The sequence below is a fragment of the Candidatus Accumulibacter sp. ACC007 genome (assembly GCF_907163205.1).
GTDB classification, from domain to species: Bacteria; Pseudomonadota; Gammaproteobacteria; order Burkholderiales; family Rhodocyclaceae; genus Accumulibacter; species Accumulibacter regalis.
Window position 1 is genome coordinate 154,706 of sequence record NZ_CAJQUD010000001.1, and the last position, 13,039, is coordinate 167,744.

The 13,039-nt window shown below is 64.3% G+C and carries 18 protein-coding genes and 1 pseudogene; 18 read left to right on the forward strand and 1 reads right to left on the reverse strand.

The genetic code is table 11. The features are described from left to right. Positions 1-195: 195 nt before the first annotated feature. Genes QZ634_RS00530 through QZ634_RS00550 form a run of 5 tightly spaced genes read left to right on the forward strand, consistent with a single transcriptional unit; the run spans position 196 to position 2,681 of the window. On the forward strand, positions 196-543 hold the full coding sequence (locus QZ634_RS00530; protein ID WP_291984643.1) for a DUF3703 domain-containing protein: 348 nt from the start codon (positions 196-198) through the stop codon (positions 541-543). Continuing rightward, on the forward strand, positions 540-1,091 hold the full coding sequence (lspA, locus tag QZ634_RS00535; protein WP_291984644.1) for a signal peptidase II: 552 nt from the start codon (positions 540-542) through the stop codon (positions 1,089-1,091). The genes QZ634_RS00530 and lspA overlap by 4 nt, the downstream gene beginning before the upstream one ends. Next, positions 1,088-1,552, forward strand: coding sequence for a copper chaperone PCu(A)C (locus QZ634_RS00540; RefSeq protein WP_291984647.1), 465 nt, complete (start codon positions 1,088-1,090; stop codon positions 1,550-1,552). Before lspA ends, QZ634_RS00540 begins: the two co-directional genes overlap by 4 nt. Then, complete coding sequence (locus QZ634_RS00545; RefSeq protein WP_291984649.1) at positions 1,549-2,007, forward strand: disulfide bond formation protein B; 459 nt, start codon at positions 1,549-1,551, stop codon at positions 2,005-2,007. The genes QZ634_RS00540 and QZ634_RS00545 overlap by 4 nt, the downstream gene beginning before the upstream one ends. A gap of 11 nt (positions 2,008-2,018) precedes the next feature. Further along, positions 2,019-2,681: a thioredoxin domain-containing protein gene (locus tag QZ634_RS00550; RefSeq protein ID WP_291984651.1), complete on the forward strand. Its 663-nt coding sequence runs from the start codon at positions 2,019-2,021 to the stop codon at positions 2,679-2,681. A 216-nt stretch (positions 2,682-2,897) separates the two neighbouring features. Here QZ634_RS00550 and QZ634_RS00555 read toward each other — a convergent pair. Then, positions 2,898-3,062, reverse strand: a pseudogene (locus tag QZ634_RS00555) (type II toxin-antitoxin system YafQ family toxin); the annotation flags it as partial. 451 nt (positions 3,063-3,513) lie between these two features. Between QZ634_RS00555 and QZ634_RS00560 the strand changes: the two are divergent. The 13 genes from QZ634_RS00560 to QZ634_RS00620 all read left to right on the forward strand — a co-directional run bounded on the left by QZ634_RS00560 (position 3,514) and on the right by QZ634_RS00620 (position 13,035). Continuing rightward, positions 3,514-3,942, forward strand: a complete 429-nt coding sequence (locus tag QZ634_RS00560; RefSeq protein WP_291984653.1) for a lytic transglycosylase domain-containing protein — start codon at positions 3,514-3,516, stop codon at positions 3,940-3,942. Next, positions 3,930-4,616, forward strand: a complete 687-nt coding sequence (locus tag QZ634_RS00565; protein ID WP_291984654.1) for an OmpA family protein — start codon at positions 3,930-3,932, stop codon at positions 4,614-4,616. Before QZ634_RS00560 ends, QZ634_RS00565 begins: the two co-directional genes overlap by 13 nt. A gap of 4 nt (positions 4,617-4,620) precedes the next feature. Beyond that, the gene (locus tag QZ634_RS00570; RefSeq protein ID WP_291984655.1) at positions 4,621-4,815 is read left to right on the forward strand and encodes a hypothetical protein; all 195 of its coding nucleotides are present in this window, start codon (positions 4,621-4,623) and stop codon (positions 4,813-4,815) included. Then, positions 4,808-5,101: a TraA family conjugative transfer protein gene (gene traA / locus QZ634_RS00575; RefSeq protein WP_291983290.1), complete on the forward strand. Its 294-nt coding sequence runs from the start codon at positions 4,808-4,810 to the stop codon at positions 5,099-5,101. Before QZ634_RS00570 ends, traA begins: the two co-directional genes overlap by 8 nt. A 14-nt stretch (positions 5,102-5,115) precedes the next feature. Beyond that, entirely contained in the window at positions 5,116-5,406 is a 291-nt protein-coding gene (gene traL, locus QZ634_RS00580) for a type IV conjugative transfer system protein TraL (RefSeq protein WP_291984657.1), read from the forward strand. Positions 5,407-5,409: 3 nt separating this feature from the next. After that, complete coding sequence (gene traE, locus QZ634_RS00585) at positions 5,410-6,000, forward strand: type IV conjugative transfer system protein TraE (protein WP_291984659.1); 591 nt, start codon at positions 5,410-5,412, stop codon at positions 5,998-6,000. Next, complete coding sequence (locus QZ634_RS00590) at positions 5,936-6,658, forward strand: type-F conjugative transfer system secretin TraK (protein ID WP_291984661.1); 723 nt, start codon at positions 5,936-5,938, stop codon at positions 6,656-6,658. Before traE ends, QZ634_RS00590 begins: the two co-directional genes overlap by 65 nt. Further along, positions 6,651-7,916 carry a TraB/VirB10 family protein gene (locus tag QZ634_RS00595; protein WP_291984663.1) on the forward strand — a complete coding sequence of 422 codons (1,266 nt, stop codon included), beginning with the start codon at positions 6,651-6,653 and terminating at the stop codon, positions 7,914-7,916. Before QZ634_RS00590 ends, QZ634_RS00595 begins: the two co-directional genes overlap by 8 nt. Positions 7,917-7,919: 3 nt before the next feature. Next, entirely contained in the window at positions 7,920-8,630 is a 711-nt protein-coding gene (locus QZ634_RS00600; protein WP_291984665.1) for a DsbC family protein, read from the forward strand. Further along, entirely contained in the window at positions 8,627-9,235 is a 609-nt protein-coding gene (gene traV / locus QZ634_RS00605; RefSeq protein ID WP_291984667.1) for a type IV conjugative transfer system lipoprotein TraV, read from the forward strand. Before QZ634_RS00600 ends, traV begins: the two co-directional genes overlap by 4 nt. Next, positions 9,232-11,835 (forward strand): type IV secretion system protein TraC, encoded by a 2,604-nt coding sequence (gene traC, locus QZ634_RS00610; protein WP_291984669.1) that lies wholly within the window; start codon positions 9,232-9,234, stop codon positions 11,833-11,835. The genes traV and traC overlap by 4 nt, the downstream gene beginning before the upstream one ends. 12 nt (positions 11,836-11,847) lie before the next feature. Next, positions 11,848-12,240, forward strand: coding sequence for a hypothetical protein (locus QZ634_RS00615; RefSeq protein ID WP_291984671.1), 393 nt, complete (start codon positions 11,848-11,850; stop codon positions 12,238-12,240). Positions 12,241-12,321: 81 nt separating this feature from the next. After that, positions 12,322-13,035, forward strand: coding sequence for a conjugal transfer protein TraF (locus QZ634_RS00620; protein WP_291984673.1), 714 nt, complete (start codon positions 12,322-12,324; stop codon positions 13,033-13,035). The last annotated feature ends 4 nt before the right edge of the window (positions 13,036-13,039 follow it).

Sequence of the window (13,039 nt, forward strand, 5' to 3'; positions counted from 1 at the left end):
TTCCGAAGCTTCACCCTCAAGCCGGACGTATGATGGCCAGATGGAAATTATGATAACGATCGGGGTAACGGCCAGTGGCCACAGATTGCGACTCACGAACAAGAGCGCGGCCAATCCTCCGCCCGCGCTCACGCAGGCCGACATGGCAGTGATGAACGACGACCTGCGTCTGCAGAGAACGGCGAAGGGCGTGTCATGACCGGACCAGCATCACCACGGATCGAGGCCTTCGAGGCCAAGATAGCCGTGTCGGCGCGGCACCGGCTTGCCGGCTACCCCCGGCGTGCGTTCGCTGCTCTGGAGCGGGCACATGTGCTGGGGCAGCGGGACTTCAGTGCGCACCTGCGCGTGCATGGGTGGATGCTTCGGGTCGGCTGGGAAACGGGTGACTCGCGCGAAGTGGTCGGGCAGCTGATGCGACTCGCGCTGGTGCCGCTCGGCCGCCTGCCAATTGGCAACACCGGCGGCACGAGCGTCAGCGCCTTCGCGCCGATGGGCATCCCGCCCGAACTGAAACGGCTGCTGCAAGGCCGCGACCGATGAACACCCCCTCTGCCAGCGCGGCGCAACCCCACCCTGTGGCCGCCGCCTCGAGCGACCGCTGGTGGCTGTTGATGGTGATCGCCGCGTCAATGCTGGCGCTCGACCAGGGCGTCAAGTGGATCGTCGCGCAGAATCTGCCGCTGGGCGCGAGCATCGCGGTCACCGAGTGGTTCAATCTGGTCCATGTTCTCAACCCGGGCGCTGCGTTTTCGTTCCTGGCCGATGCCGGCGGATGGCAGCGCCATGTGCTGACCGTGCTGGGCGTGGCCGTCAGTGTCGTGCTCGCCGGGCTGCTGTGGCGCGGCGTCGGCAGTCCTGTCGAGCGCGTGGCCTATGTCGGCCTGATCGGTGGCGCGCTGGGCAACGTCGTCGACCGGGTTCGCATTGGCGCGGTTGTCGACTACCTCGATCTGCATTGGCGCGAGATGCACTGGCCTGCGTTCAACCTGGCGGACATCTTCATCGTCGGCAGCGCGGCGCTGCTGGTGCTGGCGGCGTTCAGGCCGGGCGCAAACGGGCAACAGACCGGACAAGGGAGTACTGGATGATGAGCATTGCTGTTTCGAATCGTCGACTTGCGCGCATCGCCGCAGCCTTGTTGATATTGGGTGCGGCGTCAGCCGTCCATGCGCAGGTGCGGGTCGACGGGGCGTGGGCGCGTGCGACCGTGCCGAGCCAGTCGACCACGGGCGCCTTTATGCGCCTGACCGCCGACAAAGAGGTCGTTCTCACCGGCGTCAGCTCGCCGGTCGCCCGTGTCGTCGAAGTGCACGAGATGTCGATGGACAAGGACATCATGCGCATGCGCGCGGTCGATCAACTTCCCTTGAAGGCCGGCCAAACGAACGAGCTGAAGTCCGGTGGACTGCACATCATGATGATGGGGCTGAAGAAGCAGATCAAGGTGGGGGAGGTCGTGCCCTTGACGCTCTCGTTCAAGGCGGCCGACGGCCGCGTGTCGACGGTCGAAGCGAATGCAATGGCCAGTTTCGCCCCGCCCGAACGATGAGCACAGCACAGTCGGTGGGGCCGCGCCACGGCGGCCGGTATGCCACGTTCTGGACACCGTTGTTCCTGGCCTGGCTGCTGGCGCTGTTGGCCACGGCCGGCGCGCTGTTCCTGGGCGAGGTAATGGGCAATACACCCTGCGTGCTGTGCTGGTATCAGCGCATCGCGATGTTTCCGCTGGTGCTGGTGCTCGGCATGGGCTTGTTCACCTCGGACCCTCGCGGTGCGCGCTATGCCTTGCCACTGGCCGGGGTGGGATGGGGCATCGCTGCCTACCACCTGATGGTTTTCTGGGGCGTGGTGTCCGAGGGCCTCGTGCCCTGCGGTCAGGGATCGTCCTGCACCGACGTCGATGTGCAGGTGGCCGGTTTGGTGCCGATTCCGCTGCTGTCGCTGGCGGCGTTCACCGGCATCCTGGTGCTGCTGTGGTTTTCAATGAGGAGGGCAAAGGCATGAGCAGGAAGTGGATGGTTCTGGCGACGGTCGCCGTGGTCGTTCTGGCCTTCGCGGCAGGGGTCGTGGTCTTCACGGGGCGCACGAACCAGGAGGTGACGGCGGCGGCCCAGACGCACAGCGACGCGCTGGTCAGGCCGCACTCGCCCATCTACGGCAATCCGGCGGCCAAGGTGACGATCGTCGAGTTCTTCGATCCGTCCTGCGAGGCCTGCAGCGCCTTCTATCCGATCGTCAAGCGCATCGTCAACGCGAGCTTCGGCCAGGTCCGGCTCGTCGTGCGCTATGCGCCCTTGCACCACGGGTCGGATACGGCCGTGCGGATCATCGAGGCGGCGCGGCTGCAGGACAAATACTGGGACGCGCTCGAGCGGGCGCTGGCTGCGCAGCCGCAGTGGGCCGCGCATGGCCGGCCCCAGCCGCTGTTGATCTGGGACGTCATTGGCGACATCGGCCTGGACATGGCGAAGGCGAGAGCGGATGCCGATGGGCCGGCCGTCGACCAGGTGTTGCGGCAGGACATCGCCGACATGCAGGCGCTGAAGGTGAATCGCACGCCAGGCTTCTTCGTCAATGGCACGCCCTTGCGTGACTTCGGCGAGGCGCCATTGAAGGCGCTCGTCGAGCAAGAGCTCAAGAAGCGGTCGGCTCAGAAAACGGAAAATAAAGCACGGTAAGCAATTTGGCAGATGCCTCTCTATTGAGGTCGTCATGTGACTGGGGTTGTAAGCCGGAACCGCCGAAAACTCCGTCATCCCCCCGCCGGCCCTGCCACGAGCGCATCAAGGTCCAGGTTGATCACCTTGGTGTCGATGTGGAACGTGTAGTGCCCGTTCCACATCGGTGATTCCGCCCGCCGTATCCTTCATTTCCTTGTCACGAAGCCCGGCTGCTCACAGGCCAAGTTCGCTGTGCGAACCGAGACGGACGAGCTGGAGTACGTTGTCGTCCGGTTTTCTGTAAATCAAGACCACGTTGGGCTTGACGTGACAATCCCGGTGGTCCTTCCAATCCCCACTGAGCGAATGATCGTGGTGCTTGTCGGCCAGAACCTGATCATGGAGCGACGGCGGCGGTCGGTCCTGTCCTTTCTTTGGCGTTCAACCTTGTAGGCTTTGCTTACCGTAAGCTTTGCGTAGAAGAAGGGAAGTGTTGTGCAGCAAAGACGAATGGATTATTTTGGTTATAAAGGGTTAAAAGATGGTTAACGGCCCAAAAAAAGACTAGAAAAACCTTTTGTAGCAATGGCTTAGAAAAACACCATACCCGCCGTCCGCGTCATGTGGCGCCAGCGTCGGCTCAGGCCGAGCTGCCGCCCTCCGGCAAACCTACGCGAAGGTCTGCTGCACTCGGCGCAGCCGACCTTCGAGGACGAACCACTGGGACGTCCCTTTTGAGCCGTAGGGCGCTGTCCGACGCCGTGCGAGCCGAACCCCGAACCCTCCGCTAACCGAAATGCGCCCTTAACGGTCACATTTCAGCGACGCAGGAACCGTCTGGCTTCCTACCATGGCAGCCATGACTCGCGCCTTCCTGACCATCCTCCTGCTGCCCGCGGCTTTTTCCGCGCAGGCCGCCTGCTTCGAAGAAGCCGGTCGCCGCTACGGCATTCCACCATCCCTGCTCAAAGCAATCTCCGCAGTCGAGTCCAACTCCAACCCCGCCGCACGCCATCGCAACCGCGATGGCTCGGAGGACCTCGGGCACATGCAGATCAACAGCAGTTGGCTGCGCAAGCTGGGGTCGTATGGCATTGGCCGCGATCAGCTTCTTGATGCCTGCACCAGTACGTACATCGGCGCCTGGATTCTCGCGCAGAACATCCGCCGCTTTGGCTATGGGTGGGAAGCAGTAGGGGCCTACAACGCCGTCTCTCCCGACAAACGCGCGGCCTATGCCCGCAAGGTCGCCTCGCGGGTCAAGCCATGGCGCTCCTGAACCGTGTCGCCATTCTGCTCTTCACGACCTCGCTGCTGGTCGGGTGCGGGAGCCTGCCTCCAGCGCTTCCTCAAGCGCTGCCCGAAGCAAGTCCCAAACCGATGGCGAGCGACAGGATCGCCTGGATCGAACGCCAGTTCAAAACCTGCCGCGGCACCGCCTGCCCGATGCCCACACGCAAGACGCTGGCGGTCGTCGCACTTCCCGTTGCTGAGAGTGATCCAGCGCCTGCCGTTCCTGGTGTCCAGCAGACTCCCGCACCGGTGCCCTCTGCTTCTCCAGTCGCCACCGCTGCCGAGCCGGTAACCGCCACCATCCTCTTCGAGTACGGCCAAGACACTCCCACCGCCGATGGACAACGGGCGTTGGAGCGCCTGGCAGCCACTTCAGCGAAGTACAAGCGCATCGAGCTCTACGGACGAACCGACGACATCGGCGGCAAAGCCTACAACGACCGGCTCGCCAGACGGCGTGCCGAGTCCGTCCGCTCATGGCTCCTCGACAGGGGCGTCGAGGCCGAGATCGTGGTTCGTGCCGAGGGCCTGTGCTGCTACCTCGATCCGGCACCCACCGAAGCGGCGCGCCGAAGCAACCGCCGTGTCGAGGTACGTCTCGCCGGCCCGCGCGACGGGCTCAGTGACAACAACGGCAGCAGCAACCGTAAAGGAGCATAGCGACGTGAAATTACCGCATACCCACAGTTTCATCCGCGACGTGGTCATTGCCGGCGGCTTCATCGCCATCGGCATCCTCGCCCCGGGTTCGCCGATCGAAGGCGGGTTCGACGCCCATCTGGGCGGCATCGCCGTCGGCCTCGGCCTCGGATGGCTCATCAAGTCTTGTGTCGATCTCAAAGGGAACCGTCATGGATAGCCGTCGTAACTGGATCAAGGGCGCCCTGGCGCTCGTCTTGCTGACCGCCGCCACCGGTGCGCTGGCGGGAACCACTGGTACCGAGTTTCAGAGTCTCTATACCTGGCTGACCGGCATGGTCCAGGGCTACTTCGGCAAGGCAGCGGCCATCGCCGCGATCGGCCTGGGGGCGCTCTTCTCGCTGGCGAGGCTCAACCCGATGCCGATTCTCTCCGGAGTCGCGTTTGCGGTTTTCCTGCAATACGCGCCGACCATTTCGACCGGCATCCTGACCGCCACGATCTGAATCCGGAGAGCGCCGTGGACGAGACCGGTTACATCCCGAAGTCACTCGAAGCCCAGGAACGTTTCCTGTGGTGGGATTTTGATCAGGCCATCCTCTTCCTGCTGATCCTGGGGACGGGCGTGATCTCCGGAGCGATGCTGGCCGGGATGATCTGCGGCGTGCTCCTCGCCTGGCAGTACGGTCGGATCAAGACCGGCAAGCACCCGAAGTTCGCATTGCACGCGCTGTACTGGTGGCTGCCGAGCGGGATCGTCGTCCGCCTGCGGGCGACCCCGCCTTCGCATCTGCGTTTCTTTCTCGGCTGAGCCATGCGCCTTCGAACCTTCACCTCCGAGCGGGACAATCATCGCGCTGAGATCACCTTCATGCGCATCGCCGTCGGCGGACTCATCCTGGCGCTGCTGGCCAATGCCGGCGTCTTGCTCGGCGTGGCCGGCTCGGAAAGAACCGTGCTGGTACCGCCGGAAGTGCACAAGAGCTTCTGGGTCAGCGGCGAGAAGGTTTCCGGGGATTACCTGCAGGAGATGGCGTACTGGTACGCGGGCCTGGCGCTCAACATCACCCCGCACGTCGCCGAGTACCAGAAAGACCTCTTCCTCAAATACGCCGCGCCCAGCGAATACGGCCGTCTCCAGGCCGAGTTCGGCGCCCGTACCGATTTCATCCGCAAGAACAACGCCTCGACCCAGTTTTCTGCGCAATCGGTGATGGCCAACGAGGCCGCCAAGAAAGTGGCCCTCGCCGGCGTCCTGATGACCTGGGTCGGGGACAAGAAAGCTTCCGAGAAGCAGACCACCTATGTGGTCGGCTTCCGCTACCGCAATGGGAGACTGCATGTATCCGAATTCAGGGAAACCAGCGATCAGGACCCGTTTGGCGCTGACGTTAGTCCTCGCTAGCGTCGCGTCACCGCTCTTAGCCGCGCAGCTCCTGGAGGGCCGTCCGGACGATGCGCTGATCGCCACGGTATCGCGCAACGAACCGAACCTCATCCGCATCGACGGCGGAAAAATTCGCCGTATCCACGGCGTCGAAGGTGAGTTCGTCGTCAGTGCCGACCGGGAAACCGGCGCCGCCTACCTCAAACCGACGACCGAGCAGCCGCAGCTCAGCGTCTTCGTCGCCGATGATGCCGGCCGCCACTGGAAACTACTGCTTCACACCGCCGACATCCCGGCAGAAACGCTGGTCATTCGCGATCGCACTCAGGCACGCAGCGAGGGCAAAGCCATTCTGGCCGACGACTCACGCCTCGGGGCGATCCGCCGTGTGCTTCTCGCGCTGGCGCGCGATGGCGAACCCGAAGACATGACCGCCCGAAACACGCTGGAGATCGTCCCTCTCTGGAACGAAGCCCGCCTGATCCTGGTAAGGACGCTGGACGGCGCCTTGTTCGGCGAGAAGTACCAGCTGATCAACGTCTCGTCGTCGCGCATGGTGATCGACGAGCGTGAGCTGTATCGACCGGGTGTGCTGGCGGTGATGGTCGATTCGCTCGAACTTGAACCGGGTGAAAGCACGGACGTCCTGGTCGTCCTGGAGGGACGTGATGGCTGAGTCACCCGGCAACCGGATCGCCTCGGCGATCGCCAGACTGTCCCCGAAACAGCGGCAGGTCCTGATCCTGGGGCTCGGGGGGGCAGTGTTCGCAGTGCTCATCTTCGGCGGTGTGGCGCTATGGGACCAACCGACCACCCTTCCCGAGGGAACGCCGCCGGTGCGCCCGCAGCCCTTGCCGATCAGCGCTCCAGGCGCCCAGGCCGACCCCCGAGAGATCTGGATGAGCAAGTCCGGCGAGCAGATGCGCCAGATGGAGGAGATGATCCAGGGGCTACGCCAGCAGGTCGACCTGATCGAGCGGAAGCCGCCGCTTTCGAATCCGGTTTTGCTAGCAATGCCGCCGCCGCTGTCCTCGCCACCACCACCGGTGGTCGAGCCCCTCAACCTGCCACCACTACCCCCGCTGCCGACGAATCCGGGCGCAGGGATGAACCCGGACGGACAGCTGGCGTTACCCCGGCCACCGGGGATCGCGACCTTCGAAGTGAGCGACGCCAAGGTCAGCGCACCCGCGGTGGGCGGGCAGGGGGCCGACCAGAAAGACGCCCGCAGCTACGTCCCATCGGGGTCGTTCTTTCGCGCGGTGTTGCTCGGTGGTCTCGACGCACCCACCGGGGGGCAGGCGCAAAGCAACCCGCACCCGGTCCTGATGCGAGTCCAGGACAACGCCTTCCTGCCGAACCGCTACCGCTTCAAGATCAAGGAATGCTTTGCGCTGGGCGCCAGCTATGGCGATATCAGCGCCGAGCGCGCCTACATCCGGCTCGAATCCTTGTCCTGTGTGCGCCATGACGGCAAGGCGATCGATGTCCCGGTCAAGGGCTATGTCGTCGGTGAAGACGGCAAGGCCGGCATGCGTGGTCGCCTGGTCAGCAAGCAGGGGCAGGTACTCGCCAATGCCTTGCTCGCCGGCATCGGCGCCGGTATCGGCCAGGCTTTCCAGCAGAGCTCGATGACGGTATCGACGAGCCCGCTGGGGTCGATCGGGTCCGTCGATCCGGGGAAACAGGTCCAGGCCGGTCTGGGAACCGGCGTCGGCAAGGCGTTGGACCGTCTCTCGCAGTACTACATCACGCTAGCCGAGAAGATGTTCCCGATCATCGAGATCGATGCCGGTCGCACCGTCGAGGTGGTGTTCACGAAAGGTTTTTCTCTCGCCGGCGGGTCCGCGGGCGGCGATTCCGATAGCTACACCGACATCTGGCGGCGCGGCCGCGAAGTCCAGAAGAAACCCCTCGAACCTTTCAAGGAGTGATCTATGTCGTTCAAACCCCTACTGGTCCTGCTCTCCCTGACTCTCTCCCTGGCACACGCCGACGAGAGCGCCGAGGCGCTGGCCGCGCACCTAAAAGAGAAATATCCGGCGACCCGCATCGAGCGTGTCGACACCTCGGAGATCCCTGCCCTCTATGAAGTCGTGATGGGGCAGAACACTGCCTACACCGACGCCTCCGGGCGCTATTTTGTCTTCGGGCATCTCTTTGACATGCAGACGCAGCGCGACCTGACGGCCGAGCGCCTGGAGAAGCGGCAACGCGTGGCGTTTTCCGAGCTGCCGTTCACCGATGCCATCAAGACGGTTCGTGGCAAGGGTGAGCGCGTGCTGGCCGTCTTCTCCGATCCGGATTGCCCGTACTGCCAACGGCTCGAAGGCGAACTCGATAAACTCGATAACGTCACCCTGTACACCTTTGCCTATCCGCTGGAGGGGCTTCACCCCGAAGCGAAAGCCAAGGCGGTGTCGGTCTGGTGTGCGCCGGATCGCGCTGGTGCCTGGGCCGAGCTGATGAAGAGCGGCAAGGCACCGGCCAAGCGTACCTGCGATCACCCGGTCGATCGCAACATCGCACTCGCCCAGCGGCTGGGGATCCAGGGCACGCCCACGCTGCTGTCCGCCGACGGGCGCGTTCTGCCGGGTGCCGCGAGCAGCGAGCGGATCGAGCAATGGCTGACGGAGAGCCGGCCATGAGCCGGGCAGGGGCCTTCGGTCCGTTCATCCTCGTGCTCGCTCTCCCGGCATTGCTCGCAGGATGCGCTGGCACGATGTCGGGGCTCGACGGGCACGGGAAATTCTCGTGCAAGGCGCCGGACGGGATTGCGTGTGCTTCACTCGCCGGGGTCTACGCCAACGCGCTGCAGAACAATCTGCCGGGCCAAGAGCGGCCGCCTGAAACAGCCACGACGCCGAAGGTCGCGAGTCCTGGCCATACGCCCCCGTCGACCATCACGCGTCCCGTGCTCAGCTCGGGTGAGCCAATCCGCAGCGCCCAGACAGTGCGACGGATATGGCTGGCGCCCTGGGAGGACGACGAGGAAGTGCTGCACGACCAGTCGTATGTCTACTTCGTCGTCGATCCCGGCCGCTGGCAGCTTGCACACACGCGACGCAACGCCAGTGAGGCGTATCGGCCCGTGATACCGCCAACCGCCTTCACCCCCGCGGCCACGAATCCCGACGAGCGCCCCGTTCTCCGGATGGAGCGCGAGGCTTCAGGGTCTGCAATTCCGCCGTCGCTTCCCTTGCGGGGGCGCGAGTTACTGCAGCCGCCAGGTGCTTCGGAGGGTAAGGAATGAGCCTGTCCGATACCCTGCGCGAGGCCTTCCTGCCGGAGCGATCGGCGCACGCGGATCGTCTGCCACGGCGGCTGTTGCGCGAGATTTCTCGCATGCCGCGACTCACCGGCATCCTGCCCTATGTCGCCTGGCAAGAGGAGACGCGACTCTTTGCGCTGGATCAGGGGGCCTTCGGAGAACGCGAATCGCAGGCCATCGGTTTTTGCATCGAGGCCTTGCCGCAAACCGGCGCCAACGACGAAATGGAGAAGGTGCTGGCCAGTCTCTTCGTCTCCTGCCCGCCGGGAACCGGCATCCAGGTCACCTTGTACGGGAGCCCGAACATTCTCCCGGTCCTGCGGGCGCAAGCGAATCTCCTGCCACGCTCAGCTGCGGATGTCCGGTCGGTTGCCGAAGGCGGCGCTGACCAGAATGGCGGCTGGGAAGATCGCCGTCACAACAACATCTTTCGCCTATTAGCGCGGCGACGCATCGATCATTACCTGCAGGGCACCGGCCAGTCAATCTTTTCGCATCAGACCTACCTGCTGCGCGATTTCCGGGCCGTGATCTCGATCACCCTGCCGCTCAACCCCGAGGTGCCGGCCGACGTCGACGAGGCGCTGCGTGTCCGGGAAAGTGTCCACGCCACGCTCAAGTCGGCGCACCTGCCGGGCTACGACTGGGGACCCGAGCAGCTACTGCACTTTGTCGCTCCCTTCTTCGATCACTCGTCGCTATTCACCGGTCGTGGCCTGCGCCCGATCGAATGGAACGAGGCACAGCCCCTCCGGGACCAGGTCTCGCACCACGAGATCGCCTCGCGGCTCGGCGATAGCGACATCCGCTTCCGCCAGGCCGGCGGCGACGAATCGGTGCTGCAGCTCTTCTCGGTTCGCCAGTACCCGCGCTACTTTCGCCTCGCCGGCATGAACACGCTGATCGGCGACCCCTACCAGCTCGCCCTGTCGATGCCGTGTCCGTTCGTGATCACCATGGGGGCGGTGGCGCTCGACTACGAGGCGGCCCGAAGCAAGGCGCAGATCAAGGCGACCCGCGCGACACAGAGCGCCGGCTCCTACATGGCGCACTTCCAGCCCGATCTGCAGGAACGCAAGCGCGACTGGGACATGGTGCTGAAGACCTTCGACAGCGGCCGCACGGTGGTCGGGATGTATCACCAGATCTGCCTGTTGGCCAAAGTCGCCGAGGGCGCCCGCTGCGAGCACGCCGTGCGAGCGGTCTGGCGCGCCCGCGGCTTCGATCTCACCAAGGACTTCTATCTGCAGCACCAGGCGCTGGCGGCGGCATTGCCGATGACGCTGACGCCCGCCCTGCAGGCGGACCTGCGTCAGTTCGGTCGGATCAGCACCAAGACCGCTGACAACGCGGTGATGATGTCGCCGCTGATCGCCGAGTGGAAAGGCACGCCGACGCCGGTCATGACGCTCTTTGGCCGGCGCGGCCAGGTGCTCGGATTCGATCTCTTTGACAACACCGGCGGCAACTTCAATTTCGCGGTCGCCGCGCTGTCGGGTTCCGGCAAGTCGGTCTTCGTGAACGAATTGACCTATCGCTACCTCGGCGCCGGCGCGAAGGTCTGGATCATCGACGTCGGGCGATCGTACAAGAACCTCTGCGAGTTGCTCGACGGCGAGTTTATCGAGTTTTCTGACGAGCGGCGCAACACGCTGTGTCTCAATCCGTTCTCGATGATCATCGACATCAACGCCGACATGGAGATGGTCCTGCCGCTCCTGGCCCAGATGGCGAGCCCCCGCGAACCGCTGGACAACTACAGCTACACCGCGCTCGGCTCGGCGATCAAGCGGGTCTGGGACGCCAAGGGCCGATCGGCGACGATCACCGACATCTACACCCTCCTGCAGACCGGCCGGCTGTCGAGTGAAGGCGAGTACGAGCGCGACCTGAGTCGCCTGGCGACTGCCCTGGAGCCCTATACCCGCCACGGCGTCTATGCGAGCTACTTCGAGGGCGCCGCCAACATCGCCTTCGACAAGGATCTCGTGGTCCTCGAACTCGAAGAGCTGAAAGCCAAGAAGGACCTGCAGTCGGTGGTGATGCAACTGATCATGTACCGCATCACCCAGCAAATGTATCGCGACCGTTCCCGCCGCAAGCTGGTGATCATCGACGAAAGCTGGGACCTGATGGGCAGCGGCGCCAGCGGCAGTTTCATCGAAGCCGGCTATCGTCGCGCCCGCAAGTACGGCGGTGCCTTCGGCACCATCACCCAGTCCGTGGACGACTACTACAAGAACGAGGCGACCCGCGCGGCGATCAACAACGCCGACTGGCTGTTCCTGCTGCGCCAGAAGCCGGAGAACATCGAGCGGCTGGGCACGGAAGGGAAACTCGTGCTCGACGAATGGCTGAAGCGCCAGCTCGCGTCGGTGAGTACCGAGCACGGGCATTTTTCTGAAATCTATATCCATTCGCCGGTTGGCTCCGGTCTCGGGCGACTCCTTCTCGATCCCTTCTCGATGCTCGTCTATTCCACCCGCGCCGAGGATTTCCAGGCCATCAAGCGCCTGCGCGAGCAAGGGCTGTCGGTTTCGGAAGCGGTCGAGCGGCTGGTCATTGAACGTGCGTCACAGTAAAGCGGAGCGGTCATGAGTCCTTTCAGAACAGCGTTGCTTACCGGCGCCCTGACGCTGGTGCTGGGGGCCGGCATCGTGGCGTCCTGGTTGCACTTTCGACCTCTGGAGATTCCGCGATTTGCGCGCGTCAACATCGGGGCACTCGTTGCTCAGCAGCAGCAATCGCTGGTCGAGCGGGTCAAGCCGGGCATGGATGCCACGGAACAGGCCAGGCTCTTCGAGGACGCCAAGGCCTTCGGGCTGCGGCTCGACGCTGCGCTCGACCAGGTCGCGCAGGAGTGCCAATGCGCGCTGATCAATTCAGCGGCCTTGCTCAAGGCCTCGTCGGCCGCGGCGATTCCGGACTGGTCCGCAAGGGTGGCGGAAATCGTTGGCACGGCGCCAGCAAGCCCGTCGGCGCAGTGATCGATGCGATCCCTCGTGATGGCCGTGTGCTGCCTCTGCTTCGGAAGCGCCTCAGCGAACAGCGGACTGGAGTACCCGTCGATGTGGATCTGTGACGAGGATCGGTTCAACTGGTATTGCGACATCCCGCCGGAAGCGGAGCCGACCGACAGCCCTACCGAGAACCCCGAAGCGAAGGCGCTCAGGGAGGAAGTCGAAGCCGTCGCGGCCCTGAAGGCCTTGCGAGAAGACGCCGAGCGGAAGAGGGCGCTGGCCATCATCAAGCCGACCCCGGAGAACTTGAAGCGCTACATCGTTGCGCAGGAAGCGCTGATGGACCGGGCGTCCGTCTTCTCGGACGTCTGGCGACGCGTCATCTGGGCCAATCCCGAACTCAATTATCAGTTGCGCAACCCGTCCAACAACGCCGCCATCCAGGTGCGTGATACCCAGCGCTCGCGCAAGGCAAGCGAGACGCTGGCCGGGCTCGCCGGCGAGTGGGGAATTTTTTTCTTCTTCCGCTCGGATTGCCCGTACTGCCATCGCTTGGCGCCGACCCTGAAGTGGCTCTCTGAGCAGTACGGCATCGCCGTGTTTCCGATCTCGCTCGACGGCGGCGGATTGCCCGAGTTTCCGCAGCCCTCGCGGGACAACGGAATGGCGGCGGCGCTGGGCGTAACCGTGGTGCCTCTCGTGGTGCTCGGCAACGTCAAGGATCGCCGGCTGCTCCCGATCGGCTCGGGCGTGCTCTCGGCGCAGGAGATCGTCGAGCGCATTTACATCCTGACGCAAACGCGTCCCGGCGAACTCTATTGAGGCG

Bases quoted from the DNA above. Each gene is read 5' to 3' on its own strand.
- QZ634_RS00530 (WP_291984643.1), top strand. From the start codon at position 196: ATGACCGGACCAGCATCACCACGGATCGAGGCCTTCGAGGCCAAGATA.
- lspA (WP_291984644.1), top strand. From the start codon at position 540: ATGAACACCCCCTCTGCCAGCGCGGCGCAACCCCACCCTGTGGCCGCC.
- QZ634_RS00540 (WP_291984647.1), top strand. From the start codon at position 1,088: ATGATGAGCATTGCTGTTTCGAATCGTCGACTTGCGCGCATCGCCGCA.
- QZ634_RS00545 (WP_291984649.1), top strand. From the start codon at position 1,549: ATGAGCACAGCACAGTCGGTGGGGCCGCGCCACGGCGGCCGGTATGCC.
- QZ634_RS00550 (WP_291984651.1), top strand. From the start codon at position 2,019: ATGGTTCTGGCGACGGTCGCCGTGGTCGTTCTGGCCTTCGCGGCAGGG.
- QZ634_RS00560 (WP_291984653.1), top strand. From the start codon at position 3,514: ATGGCAGCCATGACTCGCGCCTTCCTGACCATCCTCCTGCTGCCCGCG.
- QZ634_RS00565 (WP_291984654.1), top strand. From the start codon at position 3,930: ATGGCGCTCCTGAACCGTGTCGCCATTCTGCTCTTCACGACCTCGCTG.
- traA (WP_291983290.1), top strand. From the start codon at position 4,808: ATGGATAGCCGTCGTAACTGGATCAAGGGCGCCCTGGCGCTCGTCTTG.
- traE (WP_291984659.1), top strand. From the start codon at position 5,410: ATGCGCCTTCGAACCTTCACCTCCGAGCGGGACAATCATCGCGCTGAG.
- QZ634_RS00590 (WP_291984661.1), top strand. From the start codon at position 5,936: ATGTATCCGAATTCAGGGAAACCAGCGATCAGGACCCGTTTGGCGCTG.
- QZ634_RS00595 (WP_291984663.1), top strand. From the start codon at position 6,651: ATGGCTGAGTCACCCGGCAACCGGATCGCCTCGGCGATCGCCAGACTG.
- QZ634_RS00600 (WP_291984665.1), top strand. From the start codon at position 7,920: ATGTCGTTCAAACCCCTACTGGTCCTGCTCTCCCTGACTCTCTCCCTG.
- traV (WP_291984667.1), top strand. From the start codon at position 8,627: ATGAGCCGGGCAGGGGCCTTCGGTCCGTTCATCCTCGTGCTCGCTCTC.
- traC (WP_291984669.1), top strand. From the start codon at position 9,232: ATGAGCCTGTCCGATACCCTGCGCGAGGCCTTCCTGCCGGAGCGATCG.
- QZ634_RS00615 (WP_291984671.1), top strand. From the start codon at position 11,848: ATGAGTCCTTTCAGAACAGCGTTGCTTACCGGCGCCCTGACGCTGGTG.
- QZ634_RS00620 (WP_291984673.1), top strand. From the start codon at position 12,322: ATGTGGATCTGTGACGAGGATCGGTTCAACTGGTATTGCGACATCCCG.